The organism is Mesorhizobium sp. CNPSo 4670 (assembly GCF_057784235.1).
The window spans coordinates 263,835-285,031 of record NZ_JBWJFQ010000003.1; the positions used below are offsets into that span (position 1 = coordinate 263,835).

Genomic DNA, 21,197 nt, shown 5'->3' on the forward strand with positions numbered 1-21,197 from the left:
TCATCCGTCTCGGCGCTGTGCGCCGACCCAACCTTCTCCCCGAGAGGGACAAGCGACTATTTTCTCACCCGCGACTTCAGCCAGCGGTCAAACGCGACCGCCAGAATCAGGATCAGGCCGATGACGATGCTTTGCGTGTAGGACGAGACGTTGTTGAACTGCAGCCCGTTCTGCAGCACGCCGATCAGGGCGGCACCCACCACCGTGCCGCCGACCGAACCGATGCCGCCGAACAGCGAGGTGCCGCCGATGACCACGGCCGAGATCACCGTCAGCTCGTAGCCGATGCCGGCCACCGCTTCCGAGGAGTTGAGCCGCGCCGACAGCACGAAGGCGGCCAGACCGGCGAAGAAACCGACAATGACATAGACCGAGACCAGGATACGGTCCACGCGCAGGCCCGACAGCCGGGCCGCTTCGGCATTACCGCCGACGGCATAGACGGCGCGGCCGTAGCGCGTGTAGCGCAGCACGATGTGGCACAGGATGGCGGCGGCTGCGAATATCAGCGCCGGCACCGGCACAGGTCCGATCAGGCCAGTGCCGAACCAGCGCATCGAAGCGTCGAAGCCCGAGATCGGGCCGCCATTGGAAATAGTCAGCGTCAGCCCGCGAAACACCGTCAGCCCGCCCAGCGTGACGACGAAGGGCGGCACTTTCAGCCTGGTGATGGCAAGGCCCTGCACGCCGCCTGCTGCAGCGCCAACCACGACGGCGGCCAGCAGGGCGGCGAACCAGCCATAGCCCAGCGTGCCTGAGGTTGACAGCGACAGCGTGTTGGCGGTGCCGCCCTTGGCGACCACGGCGGCGACCATGCCGCAGAAGGCAAGCAGCGAGCCGACCGACAGGTCGATGCCAGCGGTGAGGATGACGAAGGTCATGCCGAGCGCGATCAGGCCGGTGATGGAGATCTGGCGCGTGATGTTGAACAGGTTGATCGGGTCGATAAAGCTCGGCTTCAGCACAGTGAAGACGACGACCAGTGCGGCCAGGAATAGCAGTGGCCCAAAGCTCATCAGCAGCCGCGCGATGTTGATGCCGCTACGCTGGTTCTGCTCTCCCGCCACGCTCATCGTGCCTGCCCCTTTGCTTCCGGCCCGTTCGCATCCCGCTTGTCGAGTGCCATCAGTTCCATCAGTTTTTCCTCGCTTGCCTCGATCCCCGGCATCTCGCCGGTGATGCGCCCTCGGCGCATGGTGACGATGCGGTCCGACACCGCCAGCACCTCGGGCAGTTCGGACGAAATCATCATCACCGCGATGCCGCGCGCCGCAAGCTGCACCAGGATTTGGTGCACCTCGGTCTTGGCGCCGACATCGACGCCGCGCGTCGGCTCGTCGACGATCAGCACTTTCGGATCGCGCGCCAGCCAGCGCGCCAGGATCACCTTCTGCTGGTTGCCGCCAGACAGGCCCTCGATCGCCTGTTCGACCGAGGCCATGCGGATCGACAGCATCTTGCGAAAACCGGCAAGCGCGTCGCGTTCGCGCCGCTCGGCCATGAAACCCAAGCCGTTGCTGAACGTGCCGAGCGACGCGACGGAGAAATTCGGCAGGATGCCGAGTGCGGCAAAGATCGCCTGGTGCTTGCGGTCCTCCGGCACCAAGCCGATGCCGAGTGCTATGGCATCCGCCGGTGACGCGGGAGCGATTGGCTTGCCGTCGAGCGTGATGGTGCCCGCCGCGATGCGGTCGGCGCCGAAAATGGCGCGCGCCAGTTCCGTGCGGCCCGAACCGACGAGGCCGGCGACGCCGAGGATTTCGCCGGCCTTGAGATCGATATCGACGCCGTCGAGCACGATGGCATGCGGCGCCTCGGGGTCGCGCACCGTGCGCAGGCCGCGCACCGACAGCACGACATCGCCGGCGACCGCGCGCTGCGCCGGCCGCGCATAGAGTTCGGATGCGGCGCGGCCGACCATCTTCTCGATGATCTTCGGCAGCGCGATCGGCCCGCCCTGGCGGTCGAGGTGCCCGGCCAGCCTGCCGTCGCGCAGCACCGTCATGCGGTCGCAGATGGCGGAGGCCTCCTCCAGCCGGTGGGTGACGAACATAATGGCGACCTTGTCCCTGCGCAGCCGGTCCATGATTGACAGCAGCCGCTGCACCTCGGTCTCGGTGAGCGCCGACGTCGGCTCGTCCATGATGATCAGCCGGCTTTCCAGCGACAGCGCGCGGGCAATTTCGACCAGCTGCTGTTCGGCCACCGACAGCGCCGACACCGGCGTCATCGGATCGATCGAGAGGCCGACGCGGGCGATGATCGCGCGGGAGTCTTCCTCCATCTTGCGCCAGCTGACCAGCCCGAGCGGACCGATCGGTGCGCGGCCGATAAAGATGTTCTCCGCCACCGTCAGAGTCGGGATCAGGCTCAGCTCCTGGTAGATGGTGACGATGCCTAGCCGCTTGGCATCCTGAGGGCTGGACGGGTGATAGTCGGCGCCGTCGAAGGTGATGCGACCGCTCGACGGCGGCATGACACCCGACAGGATCTTGAGCAGCGTCGACTTGCCGGCGCCGTTTTCGCCAAGCAGGCCGAGGATTTCGCCCGGCCGGATGTCGAGCGAGACGTCGCTCAGCGCGGTGACGCCGGAGAAATGCTTGGTGACGCCCTCGACGGCAAGCAGGACGGGCGGTGACGATACAGCTTCAGCTAACGGCAATGGTTGCTCCCTGAATCATCGAACGTCAGCGCCGCCCCTCAGCGTCAGAGCGATTCCGTTCTCCCCGTCGCTACACGGGGAGAAGGTGCTGGCAGGCGGATGAGGGGCGGCGCCAGCTTCGGCGATCTGTGCGCAACCTGCCCAACTACTTCGTCTCGCCAATCCGCTCGGCCTTGTCGAGATTGTCCTTGCCGATGACGATTGGCGTCAACAGCACCAGCTTCTCCTTCGGCTCGGTCTTGTCCTTGGCGTAAGCCACCGCGATGCGTACCGCCGTGCGCGACTGTTCGCCGGGAAACTGCTCGACGGTGCCGGCGAGCTTGCCGTCACGTACAGCGACCAGCGCTTCCGGCAGCGCGTCGAAGCCGTAGATTTTCACATCGGTGAAGTTGCGCGCCGCACACGCCTCCATGGCGCCGAGCGCCATGTCGTCATTGGCGCAGACGATGGCATCCGGCTTGCCGTTGGCGGCAAGGCCGGCCTCGGTCACCGACAGCGCCTCGGCGCGGGCGAAGTTGGCGGTCTGCTCGAATATGATCTGGTACTTGTCCTTCAATGGATCGAGCACATTGTGGACACCCTTGTTGCGATCGATCGCCGGGCCGGCGCCTGGCTGACCCTGCAGATGGAAGATCTTGGCGCCATCGGGGAACGCCGCCACCATGGCGTTGGCCTCCGCCTCGCCGCCCTTGACGTTGTCGGCGCCGACATGGGCCAAAATGCCCTCGACACCGTCGACGCGGCGGTCGATCGTCACCACGGGAACACCGGCCTTGACCGCTTCCTCGATTGCCGGCGCCAGCGCGTTGACGTCGAGCGGCGAGATGACGATGGCGTTGACCTTCTGCACCAGGGCCGCCTCGATGTCGGCAGTCTGCTTGGTGGCCGAGTTCTGGCCGTCGCTCTCGGTCAGGTTGACGCCTTGCACGGCGGCCTCGGCCTTGATCTCGTTCAGCATGTGCACGAAGAATGGGAAGCCGAGATTGGGCACCGAGCCGAGGATGGTGAGCTTGTCCTCGGCAAACACCGAGGGCGCGGCAAGCATCATGGCGCCAAAGGCCGCGGACGACAGCAGGAATTCACGTCTGTTCATAGGGTTCCTCCTCCACAGGGACGCATCATCCCCAAGGCCGTGATTGGTCTTGGGAAGGGATCATGCGCCGGTTCAAAGTGTTGGAGCATCCTCCGTGCGCCCGAAAACGCGTGCAGCTCCAGCTGATCGCCGCTGTTGAAAAGTGCCTCCCATCGACGTCAGCGCGGGATGCTAACCCAGGGTCATCCGTTTACGCAATAATCGATAGAACGGAACTGTTGGGCAAATTATCGGAATTGTCGGATTTTTGGATTTCTGGGGTCGGCAACGCCTTACCCTTCGCGGCCAGCGTTCTGTTTGCGAGCGTTTTTCCGATTGACGCGGCAAGTGACGTCTTTTATAGAACCAAATAGTTCCAGAACTAAATGGTTCCAAAATGGCAACCCAAATCTCCCTCGACGACACATTCGCAGCGCTGGCCGATCCGACGCGCCGCGCCATCCTTGCCCGATTGCTTGACGGCGAAGCCTCGGTCGCCGAACTGGCGCAACCTTTCGCGCTGACCGTGCGGGCGATCTCCAAGCATGTCGGCGTGCTGGAGCAGGCAGGCCTGGTCACCCGCAGCCGGTCGGCGCAGAAGCATCTGAGCCGCATCGAACTCAGGCCGCTGCGCGACATCGACCGCTGGCTGGACGGCTATCGCAAGCTTTGGGAAGGCCGCTTCGACCGCATGGAGGACTTGTTGCGGCGCGACGCGGACAAACCGGCATGAGCGCGCCCATGACCTCGACGGCCGACCGCAGCTTTGCCATCGAGCGGACTTTCGACGCCCCGGTCGAGCATGTCTTCCGGCTGTGGACGGATCCTGTGCTGGTGGCGCAATGGTGGGGTATCAAGGACTGCACCATCCCGCATTGTGTGCTCGACCTACGCGTTGGCGGCCGCTGGCGCATCGACATGCGCACCTCGAGCGGCGCGCTCTACCGCAACCAGGGCAGCTATCTCGAAATCGTGGGGAACAGCCGACTGGTCTATTCCGACGAGCCGGATCCCGAATTGCGCGAATGGGCCGGCAAGCCGCCGGGGCAAAGCCGCCATACGGTGACCTTCACGCCGGATGCGCAGCGAACCCACGTCCATTTCGAGGTGACGCTGGCCAGCGCCGCCGACCGCGAGCGCCTGTTGGCGCTCGGCATGCGCGGCGGCTGGACGCAGAGCTTCGACCGGCTCGAGCAGTTGATAGGAACGACCCATGCTGGCTGAAAACGCCGAGCCGACCACGCAGGCCGTCCTGTCGCGGGATGGAACGCCGATCGCCTGCGAGCGCCGTGGCAAGGGCCATCCGCTCATCCTCGTCGACGGCGCGCTTTGTTCCCGCACCATGGGTCCGAGCCTTCAACTCGCCAAGGCGCTTGAAGGCAGCTTCACCGTGTTCCGCTACGACCGCCGTGGTCGTGGCGACAGTGGCGACACCGCGCCCTACGCCGTCGAGCGCGAGATCGACGACATCGAGGCCGTGCTCCGGGCCGCCGGCGGCGAGGCCTTCGTCTGGGGCATGTCGTCGGGCGCCATGCTGGCGCTGATGGCGGCAAGCCGCCTGCCCGGCATCGGCAAGCTGGCGCTCTACGAGGCGCCGCTGATCGTCGACGACAGCCGCAAGACCACGCAAGGCGACTGGGCAGCGATCCGGGCCGCGGTCGCCGAAGACCGGCGTGGCGACGCCGTGATCGCCTTCCTCAAATCGGTCGGCATGCCTGGCCTGCTGATTGTCTTCATGCGGCTGACGCCGATCTGGCGCAAACTCAAGGCGGTGGCGCATACATTGCCCTATGACGGCGCCATCGTCGCCGGCGATCAGCTCGGCAAGATGCTCGACCCTGCCCGCTGGGCCTCTGTGCGCGTGCCGACCCTGGTGACCGATGGCGGCAAGAGCCCGCTCTGGATGCAGCGTGGAAACAAGGCGCTGGCCGAGGCGCTGCCCAATGCCCGTTACCGGACGCTGGCCGGTCAGAACCACATGCTGAAACCCGCCGCGCACGCACCCGTGCTGACGGCGTTTTTCAACGGGCGGGAATAGCCTCTTCCGGTAAGAACAGCTTCGTGGAAGGAGACAGCCCGCCATCGCCGCATGTGAGCGGGCCTCGCCGCATCCGGCTTGCGAAACCGTCGTGGCCCGTGGCATCTGTCTGACACAACGGACCGATCCGCAGCAGCATGGCAGCACGACCATCACCGCCCAACAGCAGGCCACCTGCCGGCAACGCTCGCCCTGGCAAGCCGCACACTGGCAAACCGCCTGGCGTCAGCCTCAACCGCGCGCTGTCGAAGCTCGGCCTGTGCTCGCGCACGCAGGCCGAGGTGCTGATAGCGGAAGGCCGCGTGCGCGTCGGCGGCAAGGTGGTGCGCAATGCGACCTTTCGTGTCGACCTCAACCGCGACCGCATCGTCGTCGACAACCGGCCGGTGGTTGCCGAGCGCAAGGTCTATCTCATCCTCAACAAGCCGCGCGGTCTGGTCACCACCCGCGACGACCCGCAACAGCGCGACACCGTCTATGCCTGCCTCGACGGGCTCGACCTGCCCTTCGTCTCGCCGGTCGGTCGGCTCGACAAGGCGAGCGAAGGCTTGCTGTTGATGACCAACGACACCCAGTTTGCCAACCGGCTGATGGACCCGGCCTCGCATCTGCCCAAGACCTACCACGTGCAGATCGGCACGGTGCCCGACGCCGCGATGCTGGAAAGATTGCGCGCCGGCGTGACCGTCGACGGCGAGACCCTGACCACGAACGCGATCGAGCTTCTGCGCAGCGGAGGCCGCACCGCGTGGCTGGAGATCGTGCTCGACGAGGGCCGTAACCGCCACATCCGCCGCCTGCTCGCCGCGCATGACATCGAAGTGCTGCGGCTGATCCGCATCGCCATCGCCCGCCTGCAACTCGGCGACCTCGCCAAGGGCACCGCGCGGCACCTGACGCTGGAGGAACTGGCGCTGCTGGCGGGGTAAGTGGCGGGTGCAGGCCTCTTCAACCTCGACATCTCAAAAAAATCTTGGCCCCACCGATGATTTCCGCTCACCCGCGCTGTCCTGATCTACAGGCGCTGGAATGGTCCGGCCGCCGGAAGAAGCGAGGTGATCCATGGCATCGTTACAAGGTCAGAATGTCGTCGTCGTCGGAGGCAGCCGGGGTGTCGGCCGCGCGATCGTCGAAACCACACTCAGCGAGGGCGCGACGGTGCTCGCCGTAGCCCGGGGGGCAGCCGATCTGAAGCAGCTGTCCTGGGAGAAACCCAGAGTGAAGACATTGGCGGTCGACGCGACGCAGGAGACCGCGCCCGATGCGGTGTTCGCCGCGCTGGAGCCGGATGTACTGGTGATCTGCGCCGGCGCCCTTGCCCCGTCGGCGCCGGTCCAGGACCAAAGTTGGGATGACTTCTCCGCGAACTGGGACATGGACGTCAAGGCATCGTTCCTGTTTTGCAAGGCCGCACTTCAGGGCCGGCTGAAGCCGGGCAGCCGGGTGGTGCTGATCTCCAGTGGCGCGGCACTCAGCGGCGGCCCGCCGAACTCCGGCGGCTATTCCGGCGCCAAGCGCATGCAGATGTTCCTTGCCGCCCATTGCCAGAAGGAAGCGGACCGGCTCGGCCTTGGCCTGCGCTTCATGGCGCTGGTGCCGATGCGGATCATGCCGAACACTGGCGTCGGCCAGCGCGGCATCGACGGCATCTCGGCCTATCTCGGCATCAGCCCGCCGGATTTCCTCGCCAGCATGACCGACATGCAGACGCCGGCCGATGTCGGACACGCCGTGGTCGCGCTTGCCGGCGGCACGCTACAAGGCGTCTCCTTCACCGTCAGCGGCAGCGGACTTGCCGCGGCGGCATGAGGCGCGCAGGATGCCAGTCGAATTCAACACGATGGGCTCGACATGACAGACGCTCCTGGCCCGCTTGAGCCATTGGGCGAACAAGGCCAGCCGGCCCTCGACCGGCTGGCCTTCGAGCGCCTGACATTGGCCCACCGCCGCGAACTCAAGCTGCACTGCTACCGGATGATGGGCACGCTGCACGAGGCCGACGACCTCGTCCAGGACACGTTCCTGAAAGCCTGGCGAAGCCGGTCGCAATTCGACGGCCGCGGCTCGCTGCGCGGCTGGCTCTACACGATCGCCACCAACAGCTGCCTCAATGCCATCAAGGCGAGGTCATCGGCGCATCGCATTGTCGAGCAGCCAGGACGGCCGCCGAGCGAAGGGCGGGCCGCTGCCGGACCCGCCGCAGAACTCGCCTGGCTGGAGCCCTACCCGGACACCGAGCTGCCGGACCTTGTCGACGGCGAACCCGGCCCGGAAGCGCGCTACGAGGCCCGCGAAGCGGTGCAACTCGCCTTCGTCGCCGCGATCCAGTCCTTGCCGCCCAGGCAGCGCGCCGCCCTTTTGCTGTGCGACGTGCTGGGCTGGTCGGCGCTCGAGAGCGCGCAATTGCTGGGCGGCTCCGCAGCTTCGATCAACAGCGCCCTGCAGCGGGCCCGCGCAACGCTTGGGGCCCGCTATCCGCAGGGGCGTCCCGTGCAGCGGTCACGGCCCACCAGCGAAGAGGGCCTGTTGCTGGAGCGCTACATGCAGGCCTGGCAGGCGGCTAACCTCGACGGCTTCATCGAACTGCTGCGCGAGGACGCCACCTACCACATGCCGCCATGGCTGGACTGGTATCAGGGCCGCCAGGCGATCCACGGTTTCTTCAAGACTGTGTGGGGCAATTTCGCCGGCTATCACGCGGTCGCCACCCGCGCCAACGGCCAGCCCGCGGTTGCGATCTATGCGCGGCGCCACCAGGATTCCGAATGGCGCGCCCAGTCGCTGCATGTCATCGAGCCGACCGACGGCGGGATCGCCTCGCTTACGGTCTATGTCGGCCCCATCGGCCCCGGCCTTTTTGCTCCCTTCGGCCTGCCGCCGGTCTGGCAGCCCTCCTGACGGGAAGCTGTCAGGAGGGCTGGTCTATATCTGCGCACGGGGGCCGGCAGCGGCTCCGGCAACCAGGGAGCATGCAATGAATTTCGTCTCCGTCCGCATCATCACGTCGGATGTCCAGCGCCTCGTGCACTTCTACGGCGAGATCACCGGCATGCCCGTGACGATCTACACCGAAGACTTCGCCGAACTGGCGACACCGGCCTGCACGCTGGCAATCGGCAGCACGCGCACCTTGCAGCTGTTCGGCGGCGACGTCGCCCGCCCCGCCGACAACCACACCGCCATCATCGAATTCCGCGTCGGCGACGTCGATGCGGAGTTCGCCAGGCTGTCCGACACCATCAAGGACGCAACCGTGCAGAAGCCGACCACCATGCCCTGGGGCAACCGATCGCTGCTGTTCCGCGACCCGGACGGCAATCTGGTGAATTTCTTCACGCCGGTGACCGCCGAGGCGATCAAGAAATTCGACAAATAGCTGTCGATGGCGACCCTGCCGCAGGTCGCCCCAGGTTTCCATGCTGTCGCGCCTTTGGCAAACGAGGCGCCTTGCGGGAGTGGGTCAGTTTGGAATTCAACGCTCCATCATGCGCATGACGCGCACGGCATTGCCAACTAAGCCGGCGGAGGCTTCTGGCCGTTAGGAGCGGCGGTCACGGCTATTTCCTGAAGCGGCGGGCATGCCAGATCGGCATATGAGCAGAAAACGCAGCAATCACCCGCTAAGGCTTCAAGAGCACGCCGCAGTTTTTGCATTCGTAGAAGTGAACACAGGCGTCGGTCGGCATCGTTTCCACAGACTGATGTCCGCACTCAGGGCAAGTAAGGGTGCTCTCAAGCTTCATTGCCACTCCGAAGCATTGCGATCGGGGCGAATTTCAAACTGAGACACTGGCCTTCACGATCACTACAATGGCATTGCCGATCACGTCGGCGGGCGTTTTGGCCCTTAGGTCCAATTGCCAGCTATTTGTCACCCTGCCTTGCTGAAAACGACCGTGCCGTCATCTTTGCGAACCTCCACCGCTACAATGCCGTCCTCCAGCTTTCGAGCGGGGAAAGTCGCCATGGCGTGATCCCTCGCAGCCTTCTCGGCATCGAATGGCGTCTTTGCCACAATGCCTGTTTTCCCATACCATATGACAATGAAGGCCATGGCCGATCCTATGCCGTGCACTAAGCATATAGGAGATCGGAGATGCGACAACGGATCGATGTCGATCAAAGTGCAAGCCGACACCGCGCGCTTTTCTGAGCCACGTCGAACCTTTCGGTCGCGGGACAGCTTTGGCAGTTGGCGCCTGCGCCCCCTATTTCTGGTTCCATTTGCGGATGACCGGCTCGGTCAGATCGTGCTCGTAGCCGAGCACGCTGATGCTTGCGGTGTCCAGCACGAACAGCCCGCCGCCTTCCGGCGCCAGGCCGATCCAGCGCGCCGCCAGCACGCGCAGGAAATGCGCGCTGGAAAACACCAGGATGTCGGCATTGGCCTTGCGCAGCGCCGCGATGATCGTGTCGGCCCGCGCGCCGACATCGGCCGCCGTCTCGCCCTTCGGGCAGCCATCGCGAAACACGTTCCAGCCCGGCCGCTCGGCCAGGATCTGTTTTGTCGTCAGCCCCTCGTAGGCGCCGTAGTCCCACTCCTGCAGATCGTCCTTCTTGACGCTCTCTGCGCCGAAGCCGGCCAGCACGCTGGTGTTGTAGGCACGCTGCGACGGGCTCGACCAGACGGCTGAAAACGACAGGTCCTTAAGCCGTTCGGCAACGCCGCGTGCGGCAGCCTCGCCGGCCGGCGTCAGCGGCATGTCGGTGCGGCCGGTGTGCTGCCCCGAAAGGCTCCACGCCGTCTCGCCATGCCGGACCAGATGGATCTGTGGGAACGCGCTGCTCATATGGATGCCCCTCAAAGTCGCCGGCACCTTAGAGGAGGACGCGGCAAAGGGGAATCCGGCTGACGCGAAAGTGTGTGGTTGCCTGGCCCTGTTCCGCATCAAGCTGGCCCCTGTGACGAGCCCGGTGGCGCAACTATATCAGGGTAGCCCTACAGGCTCTCACCACCACAAGGGGCATCGGCCCTTGCACGACAGGTCACATCATCATGTACACACATTTGCTGATCGCCACCGACGGATCGGAACTGGCCGACAAGGGCGTTGCCCACGGCCTGGCGCTGGCCAGCCGCCTCGGCGCCACTGTTACCTTTGTCCACGTCACCGAACCATTCCCGATCTTCGCCTGGGGCGGCACCATGGCCGGCTATGCCGCCGGCGATGAATTCGTCGCCTATCAGGAAGGCGGTCGCCGATACGCCAAGGACGTGCTCGACAAATGCAAGGCGTCGGCGGACCTCGCCAATGTGCGCGCTGAGGTGGTGCATATCGAGGACAAGAAGCCCGCCGAGGCGATCCTGGAACTGTCGCGGGCTGAGGGCTGCGACCTGATCGTGATGGCCTCGCATGGCCGCCGGGGACTGGGCAGGCTGCTGTTGGGGAGCCAGACGGCGGAGGTGCTGTCCTTAACCGAAATCCCGGTCCTGGTGGTGCGCTAAGCCTGCGCGGCTACAGCACCACCTCTCCCGCGAGATAGACCCCCAGCGCCAGCAGCCCGACGAAGAACGCCATGTGGAAGGTCTCGACGCTCATCCTCTGGCGCAGCACCTGGCCGACGACCATGCCGGCCAGCGCCGGCACAAGGGCGGCGACCGATCCCACCAGTTGCGCCGTCGGCGATGCGAAAGCGCCCGTTCTGAACAATCCGAGGGCCAGCGCTGCCGTCGAGACGGTGAAGGACAGGCCGAGCGCCTGGATCAGGTGTTCCCTGTCCAGCCGCAGCGATTGCAGATAGGGCACGGCCGGGATGACGAAGACGCCAGTGGCGCCGGTGACCAGCCCGGTCGCCACGCCGACCAGCGGCGACGCCCACGCCTCGTGGCGCGCCGGCGTGGTGAAGCCGGCACTGGCGAGGCCGACAAGCCCATAAAGCACCAGCGCCGCGCCCAGCCCCGCCGAGGCAAATGCCGTGTGCGTGCCGGTCAAAAGACCGGCGCCGGCGACAGTGCCGAGCACGACGCCGGCCATCATCGTCCACAGCCGCTTGCACAGACCGCCGAAGGACGGGCCGGTCAACAACTGCCAAAGGTTGGTGACCAGCGACGGGATCAGCAGTAAGGCGGCGGCCTGCGCCGGCGGCATCGTCACCGCCAGCAGTCCCATCGCCACCGTCGGCAAGCCCATGCCGATGACGCCCTTGACCAGGCCGGCGGCGAGAAAGACCGCACCGATCCAGGCGACGACGCCGGCGCTCAGCACGATCGCACCTTCAGGGTAGGATCAGTCATGCAGCAGCATGTCCGTGGCATCGGCCTCAGGGCTGGACATTGCCGGCGCGGCATCGCGGCTGACGGGGGTCGCGGTGCATCCCCGCAGGCCGGGCTCCGCCCGCACCATCGCAAGGCACGCCACAGCGACGGCCAGCACGATTGCCGTGCTTTCAAGAATGCCGGGCCGGCCCGATATTCGTTCGCTCATCACACATCTCCACCCGAAACTGTTTGACGCAGATGCGGGCCGGTCACAATGTGGAAGTTGCGTTGTCAGCCTTCGGCTAGAACGAAGGCTGACCTATGGAAGAAGCCACTGGCTTTGCCTGGCTGCCGAACCGTTTGCAGGAGCAGAAAATGCGCTTCGATCTGGTCGATCTCCGGCTGTTCCTGCTGGTGGCCGAGCGCGGCAGCATCACCCATGGCGCCGAACTCGCCGGCCTTGCCCTGGCCTCGGCCAGCGCCCGCATCAAGGGCATGGAGGATCGGCTCGGCGCGCCGCTGCTGGAACGTCGCCGCCGTGGTGTGGTGCCGACAGCGGCCGGACAGGCCCTGCTGCATCATGCGCGCGCCGTGCAGAACCAGATCGAGGCGATGGCCGGCGACCTCGGCGCCTACGCCACCGGTCTTCGCGCCCGCGTCCGGCTGCTCGCCAACACCGCCGCCACCGGCGAGCTGCTGCGTGGTGTCCTGCCGGCTTTCCTTGTCACGCATCCCCAGATCGACATCGATCTCGACGAGCGCCCCAGCCATGAGATCGCCGAGGCGGTGGCCAGCGGTGCGGCCGATCTCGGCATCGCCGCGACATGGGCCGGCCTGTCGCATCTCGAGCAGAAACCGTTCTTCATCGACCGCCTGGTGGTGATCGCCGCGCGGAACTGGCCCGGCCTCGAAGGCCGCACCACCATGCTCGCCGACATTCTCGATCAACCCTTCGTCGGGCTCGGCACCGGCCATGCGCTGCAGGAGCACGTCACACGCCAGGCCGCCCGCCTTGGCGGACATCTGCATGTCCGCATCCGCGTGCCCGGCCTCGACAATGTCTGCCGGCTGGTCGCGCAAGGCGCGGGCATCGCCATCGTGCCGGAAAGTGCGGCGCGCCGCTCGGCCCGCACGCTGCGCAGCCTGCGGCTGACCGACGACTGGGCAACGCGCCAGCTCAATCTGTGCGCCCGCCGCTTCGACGAGTTGACGCCGCAAGCGAAATTGCTGGCCGCCGCGCTGGTCTGAACCCGACAGCCCAATGGCGAGCAACCGCGACCGCGCAAGACGGCGCACCATGCCGCTTGGTGCGAAAACTACACCTTGCTTTTCAAAAATTCGTGACATAGCTTGTTTTCATATAGGCAAACAATTTGCCAATCTTTTTTCTTTTTATGAAAGACAGAGCTTTTGCGGGAACATCTCGATCTGACCGATCGGCGGCTGGTCAAACAGCTGTCGCAGGACGCGCAGCCGGGCATCAACCGCCTCGCCGAGATGTTGGCGATTTCGGTGCCGACGGTGCGGACGCGGCTGCGCAACCTGCTCGACCGCAACCTGCTGAAGATCGTCGGGCTCTTGAACCTGACCGAGCGTCCGGAGCTGATCTCGGCCATTGTCGGTATCAATGCGCAAGGACGCGGCCGGGCCCGCGAACTGGCGCAGCGCATTTCCGAACTGCCCTTCGTCAACTCGGCTTCGGTGGTCACCGGGCGCTTCGACATCATCGTCGATGTGACCGTGGCCGGTGACGTCGCCGATCTCTACCGCGTCACAAGCGAACTGATCCCTGGTGCCGGCGAGCCGGGCGAAGTCGTGCGCAGCGAGACCTTTGTCGTCATGGCGTCCTGCAACAAATGGGTCAGCCTGCCGGAAGGCTGCTGGTCGGACGACAGCGTCCGTAAGGAGCCGGCATGAAGATCGCGGTTCTCGGCGGCCTCGGCCTGCAAGGCCGGGCGGCCATCGCCGATCTCGTTGCCAGCGGTGTCGAGGAGGTGGTCTGCATCGACACGGCACCGGACGGTGCGGCTCGCCTTGACGGCCTGACCAACCTTGCCCGCGTGCGCTTCGTGGTACCGCAGGGCGCGATCGGGCCGGCGCTGGCCGGCGTACTGGCGGATGTCGACGCCGTCATCGACCTGCTGCCGCAGCCGCTGATGCGCGAGGCGGTCCAGGCCGCGATCGCAACGCGCACCCCGCTGGTCACCACCAATTACGGCAAGGCCATTGCCGACCTGGCGCCGGCCGCCGAACAGGCCGGCGTCCCCATCGTGACCGAATGCGGGCTCGACCCCGGCATCGACCTGGTGCTCTACGCGCGCGCCGCAAGGCAGTTCGATACCATCGCCGCGATCGATTCCTATTGCGGCGGCATCCCCGAGCCGACGGCGATGGCGAAGCCCCTTTGCTACAAGGTGAGCTGGAACTTCGACATGGTTCTGGTCAGCCAGAACCGTGACAGCGTGATGATCGAGGACGGCGAGCGCGTCGCGGTGCCGGCCGGCCGGCAGCACGACAATCCTTTCATCCACGAGATCGAGGTTGCGGGTCTGGGCACGCTTGAAGCCTTCCCCAATGGCGATGCGCTGCACTATGTCGAGATGCTGGACGCGGCAAAAGGGCTGAGCCGCTCGGGCCGCTATACGCTGCGCTGGCCGGGATGGTCGGCCTTCTGGGCGCCGCTTAAAGAACTCGGCTTCCTTTCCGAAGACAAGGTGCCCGGCACCGGCTCCAGCCCGCGCGAATTCCTAGGCCGGCTGCTCGGGCCGCAACTGCAGTACGGCCCCGGCGAAAAGGACCTTTGCGTGATGCGCAATGTCTTTTCTGGCCTCGAAGGCGGCCGCCGCAAGACGGTGACCTCGGACCTGATCATCGAGCGCGACCTGGCCTCCGGCCTGTTCGGCATGAGCCTCGGCGTCGGCTATCCCGCCAGCATCGTGGCGCAGATGCTGGCGCGGCGCGAGATCACCAAACCAGGCCTGCTCAACCCGCTGCTCGATGTGCCCGATGGTCGCTTCTTCGACGAGTTGGCCAGGCGCGGCATCACTGTGACCGAGACGATGGCCTGGGACTGAGGGTTTTCGAACGGTGGCTGCCGCCGGCAACGGCGCTGCCGCTCAAAAAAGCACCCCGAAGGGTGAAACAACAACGTGGAACAATAAAACAAGGAGGAATGCCAAATGAAGATTGCCAGACTTTTCATCGCTGGACTTGCGCTCGCCGGCCTCACCGCGGCGGCCAGTGCCGGAACGCTCGACGACATCACCAAGCGTGGCGAGTTGCGCGTCGCCGTGCAGACACAGGGACCGCCCTTCTCGCTGGTCGGCGCCAATGGCGAACGCACCGGCAGTTCGGTTGAACTGGCCGAACTGATGGCCAAGGAAATGGGCGTCAAGATCACCTTCCTCGACTTCGACTGGGACGGCCTGATCCCGGCGCTGCTGTCGGGCAAGGCCGACCTTCTGGTCGCCGACATGACGCCGACGCTGGCGCGCGGTATGAAGGTCGCCTTCACCAAACCTTACATGTATACGGGCAGCACCGTGTTCACCAAGGCAGACAGCAAGTTCAAGACCACCGAGGACTGCAAGGCCAAGGGCACCAAGATCGCCGTGCTGCTCGGCGCCACCGGCGAAAAGGAGGCCAAGGCCGTCTTCACCGATGCCGACATCAAGAGCTACAAGGGCGGCGGTCCGCTGCTGCTCGACGCCGTCAACAACGGCCAGGCCGATTGCGGCGTCAACGACGTCTCGGCGGTGACAGGCCAGTCGACCGCCTATCCTGCCGGCACCTTCACCATCATGCCGGAGCTTTTGTCGAAGGAACCCCTTGCCTTCGCCACCCGCTATGACGAGCCGGACCTGCTGGTCTGGATGAACCTGTTCCTCGACCAGGTCAGCATCGACGGCCGCCTGCAGAAGAACCTCGACTACTGGGTCAATTCCGACGCCTGGAAGAAGGACCACTAACCAGCCTTGGAATCCGGGCGGTTTTGCGCGCGTCTTGAGCGCCGCGAAGCCGCCTGGCTTTTTCACTTCGCCCGCTTTGGGGAACCACCCAGCGATGCTCGAGAATTTCAGTTTCCGCACCATCGTCGAGTACCTGCCCCTGTTCGGGCAGGGCCTTGTCACGACCGTGTGGCTGTCGGCGCTGTCCTTTCTCGGCGCGCTCGCTGTCGGCATCGTGCTGTGCGCCATGAATCTGCAGCGCGGCTGGCTGTTTCGTGCCCCGGCCAAGGCCTATATCGACGCCGTACGCGCCACGCCCTTGCTGGCGCAGCTCTATTTCCTCTACTTCGGCCTACCCCGACTCGGCTTCGTCCTGCCCGAATTGGTCGTCGGCATCCTCGCGCTGTCGCTCAACAGCGGCGCCTATGTCGCTGAAATCATTCGTGCCGGTATCCTGTCGATTCCGCATGGCCAGGTCGAAGCCAGCGTCGCCTCTGGCATGACCTATGTCCAGCGCATGCGCCTGGTCATCCTGCCGCAAGCCTTCAAGGTGACGATCCCGCCGCTGCTCGGCCAGGCGATCGTACTGGTCAAGGATTCCGCATTGCTGTCGCTGATCTCGGTTGCCGAGCTGACCCGCGCCGGCCAGTTGCTCGCCTCCGACCGCTTCATGCCGGCGGAAGGTTTCCTCACCATCGCCGCCTTCTACCTGCTGCTCTACTACTGCCTGAAGGGGCTGGCTGCTCTCTCCGGTCGCTGGCTCGGCACAGCGGGGGCGCGGACATGATCTGGCAACAGCTGCAAAGCCTCGCCGGCAGCTATCCGCTGGCGCTGCGCGGCCTCGGCATGACGGTGGTGCTGTCGCTGATCAGCCTGGTGCTCGGCACGCTGCTCGGCTTCGGCCTCGGCATCCTGCGCACCGGCGGCAGCCGGCTGATCGGCAGCCTCATCGGCGCCTGGGTCGACCTGATCCGCGGCACGCCGTTCCTGGTGCAGATCTTCCTGATCTTCTTCATCCTGCCGGAGTTCGGCATCGAGCTCGACGCCTTCACCGCCGGCATCATCGCGCTGACCAACCTTGCCGCCTGCTTCATCTGCGAGATCGTCGCCGCCGGCATTCGTTCGGTGCCGACCGGCCAGGTCGAGGCAGCGCTGGCATCCGGCCTATCGCGCTGGCAGCGCATGCGCCAGGTGGTGCTGCCGCAGGCGATGCGCATCGTGCTGCCGCCGCTGGTCGGGCAATATGTGCTGCTGATCAAAGACTCTTCGGTGGTCTCGGCGATCGGGCTGACCGACCTCACCCGCGTCGGCTGGCTGGTGGTGCAGCGTGTGCCCAACGGCCTGCTGGTCTTCTTCCTCGTCGGCGTCGGTTATTTCATCGTCTGCTATCCCCTGATCATGCTCGCCCGCCGGCTCGAGCGCCGCATGGGCGCGGCGCATGGCGAGGTGCAGCTGTGACATCGAACTCCAAAGGTCCGGCAACTATGAGCAAAACGGGCATGACCAAAACCGGTATGATCGACTTTCGAGGCGTCAACAAATGGTTCGGCGCGCTCAACGTGCTGAAGGACATCACGCTCAGCGTCGAGCCGCGCGAGGTGGTCGTCGTCTGCGGCCCGAGCGGCTCGGGCAAGAGCACGCTGATCCGCTGCGTCAATGGCCTTGAGGGGATCAAGGACGGCGACCTCGTCGTCGACGGCCAGCGCCTCGGCGATCCCGCCACCAACATGACGCAGTTGCGCACCGAGATCGGCTTCGTCTTCCAGTCGTTCAACCTCTATCCGCACAAGACAGCGCTCGAGAACGTGACGCTGGCGCCCATCCATGTCCGCAAGATCCCGCGCACTGAAGCCGAAAAGGCCGGGCGCGAATTGCTGGCCAAGGTCGGCCTCGCCGACAAGGTCAACGCCTATCCGGCGCAGCTCTCCGGCGGCCAGCAGCAACGCGTCGCGATCGCGCGCTGCCTCGGCATGCGGCCCAAGATCATGCTGTTCGACGAGCCGACCTCGGCGCTCGACCCCGAGATGATCTCGGAAGTGCTCGACGTCATGGTGGCGGTCGCCGAGGAAGGCATGACCATGATGGTGGTGACGCATGAGATGGGCTTTGCCCGCAAGGTCGCCCAGCGCGTGGTGTTCATGGATGCCGGCGCCATTGTCGAAAGCGGTACGCCGGACGAGTTCTTCTCGCACCCCAGGACCGACCGCAGCCGCGCCTTCCTGAGCAAGATTTTGCGGCACTAAGTATCCGGGCTAGCTCGCCTCACCCGGGCTGCCGCCAATCGCAAACGCAACCCGGCTTTCGCCCCGTCTCAGCAGCGCGATGGCGGAGAAGGCGATGACGCCGGTCGCGGCGACGATCACCAGCACCCACAGCGAATTGGCGACGGATGTCCGCGCCATCATGAAGGCGAGCGCGAACGGCGCGAAGGCCGAGGTGAACTGGCGGGCGGCACTCGCCCATCCCAGCCGCGCACCATAGCCTTGGCGGCCGAAGAGTTCGAGCGGCAAAGTCCCGCCGACGATGCTGGTGAGACCGGAACCGAGGCCGAACAGCAGCACGAACAGAAAGGCGCCCGGCAGCCATGGCGTGGCCAACAGCAGCGTGCACAGCCCGGCCGTGAGCAGCGACGCGGCAATGACGGCGAGCTGCGTCTGCTGAAGGCGCCCGCCGAACAGCATGTTGATCAGTCGGCTGGCGACCTGCGCCGGCCCGAACAGGGCCGAAACGAAGAGGCCGGCCGTGCCGAGCCCAAGTGCCGCCGTCAGCGGCACCATGTGGATGAGGATCGCCGACAGCACAAAGCCCTCGGAGGCGAAGCCCGCCAGCATCAGCAGGAACACGGCCTGCCCGCGTCGCGGATCGAGTGCCGCGCCCGCTTCATGGGCCGGCCCGCGCTCTGGCGGCGCGGCCGTCGCGTGGCGGCGCGACAGGCGCATCAGCCAGGCGTGGATCGGCAGGCAGAGCCCGAGATTGAGCGCCGCGAACAGCAGATAGACCTCGCGCCATGTCAAATGCGCATGCAGCGCCGAGGTCAGCGGCCAGAACAGCGTCGAGGCGAACCCTGCGATGAGTGTCAGGTGGGTGATGCTGCGTTGCGGCCGGGGAACCCCGATCTGCACGATCGCCACGAAGGCGGCGCTGTAGAGGACGAAACTGGAGGCCAGCTCCATCGCCAGCAAGGCCAGAACAAAGGTCACGCGGCCGGGCGAGACGGCGCACAGCGCCAGCGCGACGGCTGCCGCGACCGAGCCGATGGTCATGATGCGCCCGGCGCCGAAGCGGTCGGCCCAGCGCCCAGCCGTGGGCGCGAACAGGCTGCCGGCAAACAGCGAGGCGGACAGCGCGCCGAACACCCACCCTTCCGTGAGACCGAACTCCCTGGCCATCGCCAGCGCCAGGATCGAAAAGCTGTAATAGAGCGTGCCGTAGCCGATGATCTGCGTCAGCCCGAGCGCCCATATCGCCTTGCGCAGGACAGACCGGTCAGGCATCGACGCCCACGGCTTCCGTCGCCTTGGCGCCAAACGATGGGCCCGTTGCGCAGCCGCAGCCCGACGCGCCCTTTGCCTTGGCGTCCGCGTCCTCGACGCAGCAGGCATCGACACCGGCGGGCGCGGGCCCGCCGCAACAACCGGCACTGTCCGATCCCGTCACGACATCGGCGCTACAGACGCCGGTTTCCGGCAGCACCAGCCGCACCTCGCGGGCCGCGACATGGTCTCCGGCAATGTCGGCGACCACCGAGCGGACCTGCTCGTAGCCGGTCGCCATAAGGAAGGTTGGGGCGCGGCCGTAGGATTTCGAGCCGACGATGGTGAAGCCGGGTTCGGGATGGGCAAGTTCCCGGATGCCATGCGCGGGAACCGTGCCGCACGAGTGGAAATTTGGATCGATCAGCGGCGCCAGCGCCGGCGGCGCTTCGACGGCGGGATCGAGCGCGAGGCGGATTTCGCCGAGGAACGACAGGTCGGGCCTGAAGCCCGTAGTGACGACGATGCGATCGACGGAAAGGCTGAATGGCTTGCCGGCCAGGCTGGCGTCGACGGCAAGCCCCTCGCCTTGCATTTCGATGCGGTTGACGGCGAAGGCCGCCAGCATGTTCAGCCCTCCATCCGCCATCGCCTGCTTGGCGGCGAGGCCAAGCGCGCCACGTTCCGGCAACTGGTCGTTCAGCCCGCCGCCAAGCAGCCGGTCGACGCTGGCGTGACGCAGCGCCCAGAAAATCTCGGTGCCAGGTGCTGCGTCCTGCAGCTCCATGAGCGCCAGGGCGACGTTGATCGCCGAATGACCGCCACCGATGACGAGGACACGCTTGCCCGCATAGCTGTCCCTGGCATTGCCGACCACGTCGGGAATGCCATAGGCAATGCGTCCGCAAGCCGCGCCTTCGCCGGCAACCGGCAACCCGTCGACGCCGATGGGGTTGGGCCGCGACCATGTTCCGGACGCGTCGATCACGGCGCGCGCGAGAACGCGGTGCTCGCCGCCCGCATCGCTGTAGCGGATGACGAAGGGGGCGTCCCTGCGACCGTCGTTGGCGACCTTGTCATGTCCCTGACGGGTGATCGCGGTGACCTCGGCGCCGAGCTTCAAATTGGCTGCGATGCCGGCAAGTGCGGCAAGCGGCGCCAGATAGTCGCGCACGATCTCGCCGCCGGTCGGCAGGCCTCGCATGTCCGGCGCCGTCCAGCCGGAGCGGTCCAGCAGCGCCCGCGCCGCCGCGTCGATATTGTATTGCCATGGCGAGAACACCCGCACATGGCCCCATTCGAGCAGTGCGGCCCCAACGCTTTCGCCGCGTTCGAGGATCAGCGGGCGGATGCCGCGCTCGACCAGATGCGCGGCGGCGGCGAGGCCGACCGGACCTGCGCCGATCACCGCGACGGGAAGGTTTGCCATCATGTCCATATGTTCGATCCTTCCGGTATCTTCGAATCACAAAGCGAAAAAAATCAGGCCAGCGCTTTGCCGACGGCAGGCGCGCAGGCGGCATCCGCGCAGCACTCGTCGGCGAGATAGCCGATCAGCGCGTTCATGCCCGGATAGTTGGCACGGCAGATCAGTGTCGTCGCTTGCCGTTCCTGCGTCACAAGGCCGGTATCGACCAGCCGCTTGAGGTGATGCGACAGCGTCGAGGACGGAATATCGAGCTTACCCTGGACGCTGCCGACGGCAAGCCCATCGTCACCGGCGCGCACGAGAATGCGGTAAAGCTGAAGCCGCGTCGGATTGCCGAGCGCTTCGAGCTGGGCGGCTGCTTTTTCGAGTTTCATGGA

25 protein-coding genes and 2 pseudogenes are annotated in these 21,197 nt (G+C 65.8%); 15 read left to right on the forward strand and 12 right to left on the reverse strand.

What is annotated here, in order from left to right; all coding sequences use genetic code 11:
• Positions 1 to 56: 56 nt before the first annotated feature.
• The 4 genes and pseudogenes from AC0ZT5_RS07590 to AC0ZT5_RS07605 all read right to left on the reverse strand — a co-directional run bounded on the left by AC0ZT5_RS07590 (position 57) and on the right by AC0ZT5_RS07605 (position 3,755).
• On the reverse strand, positions 57 to 1,073 hold the full coding sequence (locus AC0ZT5_RS07590; protein ID WP_488495917.1) for an ABC transporter permease: 1,017 nt from the start codon (positions 1,071 to 1,073) through the stop codon (positions 57 to 59).
• Entirely contained in the window at positions 1,070 to 2,143 is a 1,074-nt protein-coding gene (locus tag AC0ZT5_RS07595) for a sugar ABC transporter ATP-binding protein (RefSeq protein ID WP_488496104.1), read from the reverse strand. The genes AC0ZT5_RS07590 and AC0ZT5_RS07595 overlap by 4 nt, the downstream gene beginning before the upstream one ends.
• A pseudogene (locus AC0ZT5_RS07600) lies at positions 2,138 to 2,566 on the reverse strand (ATP-binding cassette domain-containing protein); the annotation flags it as partial. The gene AC0ZT5_RS07595 and the pseudogene AC0ZT5_RS07600, both read right to left, overlap by 6 nt.
• A 241-nt stretch (positions 2,567 to 2,807) precedes the next feature.
• The gene (locus AC0ZT5_RS07605) at positions 2,808 to 3,755 is read right to left on the reverse strand and encodes a substrate-binding domain-containing protein (protein WP_488495918.1); all 948 of its coding nucleotides are present in this window, start codon (positions 3,753 to 3,755) and stop codon (positions 2,808 to 2,810) included.
• Between the two features lie 376 nt (positions 3,756 to 4,131).
• On the opposite strand from AC0ZT5_RS07605, the gene AC0ZT5_RS07610 reads away from it, so the two are divergent.
• The 7 genes from AC0ZT5_RS07610 to AC0ZT5_RS07640 all read left to right on the forward strand — a co-directional run bounded on the left by AC0ZT5_RS07610 (position 4,132) and on the right by AC0ZT5_RS07640 (position 9,148).
• Positions 4,132 to 4,467 carry an ArsR/SmtB family transcription factor gene (locus tag AC0ZT5_RS07610; protein ID WP_477283004.1) on the forward strand — a complete coding sequence of 112 codons (336 nt, stop codon included), beginning with the start codon at positions 4,132 to 4,134 and terminating at the stop codon, positions 4,465 to 4,467.
• Positions 4,464 to 4,958, forward strand: a complete 495-nt coding sequence (locus tag AC0ZT5_RS07615; RefSeq protein WP_488495919.1) for an SRPBCC family protein — start codon at positions 4,464 to 4,466, stop codon at positions 4,956 to 4,958. Before AC0ZT5_RS07610 ends, AC0ZT5_RS07615 begins: the two co-directional genes overlap by 4 nt.
• Positions 4,948 to 5,772 (forward strand): alpha/beta fold hydrolase, encoded by an 825-nt coding sequence (locus AC0ZT5_RS07620; RefSeq protein ID WP_488495920.1) that lies wholly within the window; start codon positions 4,948 to 4,950, stop codon positions 5,770 to 5,772. Before AC0ZT5_RS07615 ends, AC0ZT5_RS07620 begins: the two co-directional genes overlap by 11 nt.
• Positions 5,773 to 5,909: 137 nt before the next feature.
• Entirely contained in the window at positions 5,910 to 6,701 is a 792-nt protein-coding gene (locus tag AC0ZT5_RS07625) for a pseudouridine synthase (protein WP_488495921.1), read from the forward strand.
• A gap of 133 nt (positions 6,702 to 6,834) precedes the next feature.
• Positions 6,835 to 7,581 (forward strand): SDR family NAD(P)-dependent oxidoreductase, encoded by a 747-nt coding sequence (locus AC0ZT5_RS07630; protein WP_488495922.1) that lies wholly within the window; start codon positions 6,835 to 6,837, stop codon positions 7,579 to 7,581.
• A gap of 42 nt (positions 7,582 to 7,623) precedes the next feature.
• Positions 7,624 to 8,670: an RNA polymerase subunit sigma-70 gene (locus tag AC0ZT5_RS07635; RefSeq protein WP_488495923.1), complete on the forward strand. Its 1,047-nt coding sequence runs from the start codon at positions 7,624 to 7,626 to the stop codon at positions 8,668 to 8,670.
• A 76-nt stretch (positions 8,671 to 8,746) separates the two neighbouring features.
• Positions 8,747 to 9,148, forward strand: a complete 402-nt coding sequence (locus AC0ZT5_RS07640; RefSeq protein ID WP_477282992.1) for a VOC family protein — start codon at positions 8,747 to 8,749, stop codon at positions 9,146 to 9,148.
• A gap of 137 nt (positions 9,149 to 9,285) precedes the next feature.
• Here the strand turns inward: AC0ZT5_RS07640 and AC0ZT5_RS07645 are convergent.
• The 3 genes and pseudogenes from AC0ZT5_RS07645 to AC0ZT5_RS07655 form a co-directional block, all read right to left on the reverse strand.
• Positions 9,286 to 9,515, reverse strand: a pseudogene (locus AC0ZT5_RS07645) (GDCCVxC domain-containing (seleno)protein).
• A 128-nt stretch (positions 9,516 to 9,643) separates the two neighbouring features.
• Positions 9,644 to 9,826, reverse strand: a complete 183-nt coding sequence (locus AC0ZT5_RS07650) for a hypothetical protein (RefSeq protein WP_488495924.1) — start codon at positions 9,824 to 9,826, stop codon at positions 9,644 to 9,646.
• 154 nt (positions 9,827 to 9,980) lie between these two features.
• Positions 9,981 to 10,562 (reverse strand): histidine phosphatase family protein, encoded by a 582-nt coding sequence (locus AC0ZT5_RS07655; protein WP_488495925.1) that lies wholly within the window; start codon positions 10,560 to 10,562, stop codon positions 9,981 to 9,983.
• Positions 10,563 to 10,768: 206 nt separating this feature from the next.
• Between AC0ZT5_RS07655 and AC0ZT5_RS07660 the strand changes: the two genes are divergently transcribed.
• On the forward strand, positions 10,769 to 11,218 hold the full coding sequence (locus AC0ZT5_RS07660; protein ID WP_488495926.1) for a universal stress protein: 450 nt from the start codon (positions 10,769 to 10,771) through the stop codon (positions 11,216 to 11,218).
• 10 nt (positions 11,219 to 11,228) lie between these two features.
• Here the strand turns inward: AC0ZT5_RS07660 and AC0ZT5_RS07665 are convergent, their stop codons facing one another.
• Complete coding sequence (locus AC0ZT5_RS07665; protein ID WP_488495927.1) at positions 11,229 to 11,978, reverse strand: sulfite exporter TauE/SafE family protein; 750 nt, start codon at positions 11,976 to 11,978, stop codon at positions 11,229 to 11,231.
• Positions 11,979 to 11,999: 21 nt separating this feature from the next.
• On the reverse strand, positions 12,000 to 12,197 hold the full coding sequence (locus AC0ZT5_RS07670) for a hypothetical protein (protein WP_477282984.1): 198 nt from the start codon (positions 12,195 to 12,197) through the stop codon (positions 12,000 to 12,002).
• Positions 12,198 to 12,346: 149 nt separating this feature from the next.
• Between AC0ZT5_RS07670 and AC0ZT5_RS07675 the strand changes: the two genes are divergently transcribed.
• The 7 genes from AC0ZT5_RS07675 (at position 12,347) to AC0ZT5_RS07705 (ending at position 18,161) form a co-directional block, all read left to right on the forward strand.
• On the forward strand, positions 12,347 to 13,219 hold the full coding sequence (locus tag AC0ZT5_RS07675; RefSeq protein ID WP_488496105.1) for a LysR substrate-binding domain-containing protein: 873 nt from the start codon (positions 12,347 to 12,349) through the stop codon (positions 13,217 to 13,219).
• 162 nt (positions 13,220 to 13,381) lie between these two features.
• Entirely contained in the window at positions 13,382 to 13,888 is a 507-nt protein-coding gene (locus AC0ZT5_RS07680; RefSeq protein ID WP_184875465.1) for an Lrp/AsnC family transcriptional regulator, read from the forward strand.
• The gene (locus AC0ZT5_RS07685) at positions 13,885 to 15,045 is read left to right on the forward strand and encodes a saccharopine dehydrogenase family protein (protein WP_488495928.1); all 1,161 of its coding nucleotides are present in this window, start codon (positions 13,885 to 13,887) and stop codon (positions 15,043 to 15,045) included. Before AC0ZT5_RS07680 ends, AC0ZT5_RS07685 begins: the two co-directional genes overlap by 4 nt.
• Positions 15,046 to 15,150: 105 nt before the next feature.
• On the forward strand, positions 15,151 to 15,939 hold the full coding sequence (locus tag AC0ZT5_RS07690; RefSeq protein ID WP_477282980.1) for an ABC transporter substrate-binding protein: 789 nt from the start codon (positions 15,151 to 15,153) through the stop codon (positions 15,937 to 15,939).
• 94 nt (positions 15,940 to 16,033) lie between these two features.
• Complete coding sequence (locus AC0ZT5_RS07695; RefSeq protein ID WP_488495929.1) at positions 16,034 to 16,705, forward strand: amino acid ABC transporter permease; 672 nt, start codon at positions 16,034 to 16,036, stop codon at positions 16,703 to 16,705.
• A complete protein-coding gene (locus AC0ZT5_RS07700; RefSeq protein ID WP_488495930.1) occupies positions 16,702 to 17,376 on the forward strand; it encodes an amino acid ABC transporter permease in 675 nt (224 codons plus the stop codon). Before AC0ZT5_RS07695 ends, AC0ZT5_RS07700 begins: the two co-directional genes overlap by 4 nt.
• Positions 17,377 to 17,417: 41 nt before the next feature.
• Positions 17,418 to 18,161, forward strand: a complete 744-nt coding sequence (locus tag AC0ZT5_RS07705; protein WP_488495931.1) for an amino acid ABC transporter ATP-binding protein — start codon at positions 17,418 to 17,420, stop codon at positions 18,159 to 18,161.
• A gap of 9 nt (positions 18,162 to 18,170) precedes the next feature.
• On the opposite strand, the gene arsK is transcribed toward AC0ZT5_RS07705, so the two are convergent.
• Genes arsK through AC0ZT5_RS07720 form a run of 3 tightly spaced genes read right to left on the reverse strand, consistent with a single transcriptional unit; the run spans position 18,171 to position 21,194 of the window.
• Entirely contained in the window at positions 18,171 to 19,412 is a 1,242-nt protein-coding gene (arsK, locus tag AC0ZT5_RS07710; protein ID WP_488495932.1) for an arsenite efflux MFS transporter ArsK, read from the reverse strand.
• On the reverse strand, positions 19,405 to 20,829 hold the full coding sequence (locus AC0ZT5_RS07715) for an NAD(P)-binding domain-containing protein (protein WP_488495933.1): 1,425 nt from the start codon (positions 20,827 to 20,829) through the stop codon (positions 19,405 to 19,407). The genes arsK and AC0ZT5_RS07715 overlap by 8 nt, the downstream gene beginning before the upstream one ends.
• A 44-nt stretch (positions 20,830 to 20,873) precedes the next feature.
• Entirely contained in the window at positions 20,874 to 21,194 is a 321-nt protein-coding gene (locus AC0ZT5_RS07720) for an ArsR/SmtB family transcription factor (protein ID WP_095091165.1), read from the reverse strand.
• Positions 21,195 to 21,197 lie beyond the last annotated feature (3 nt).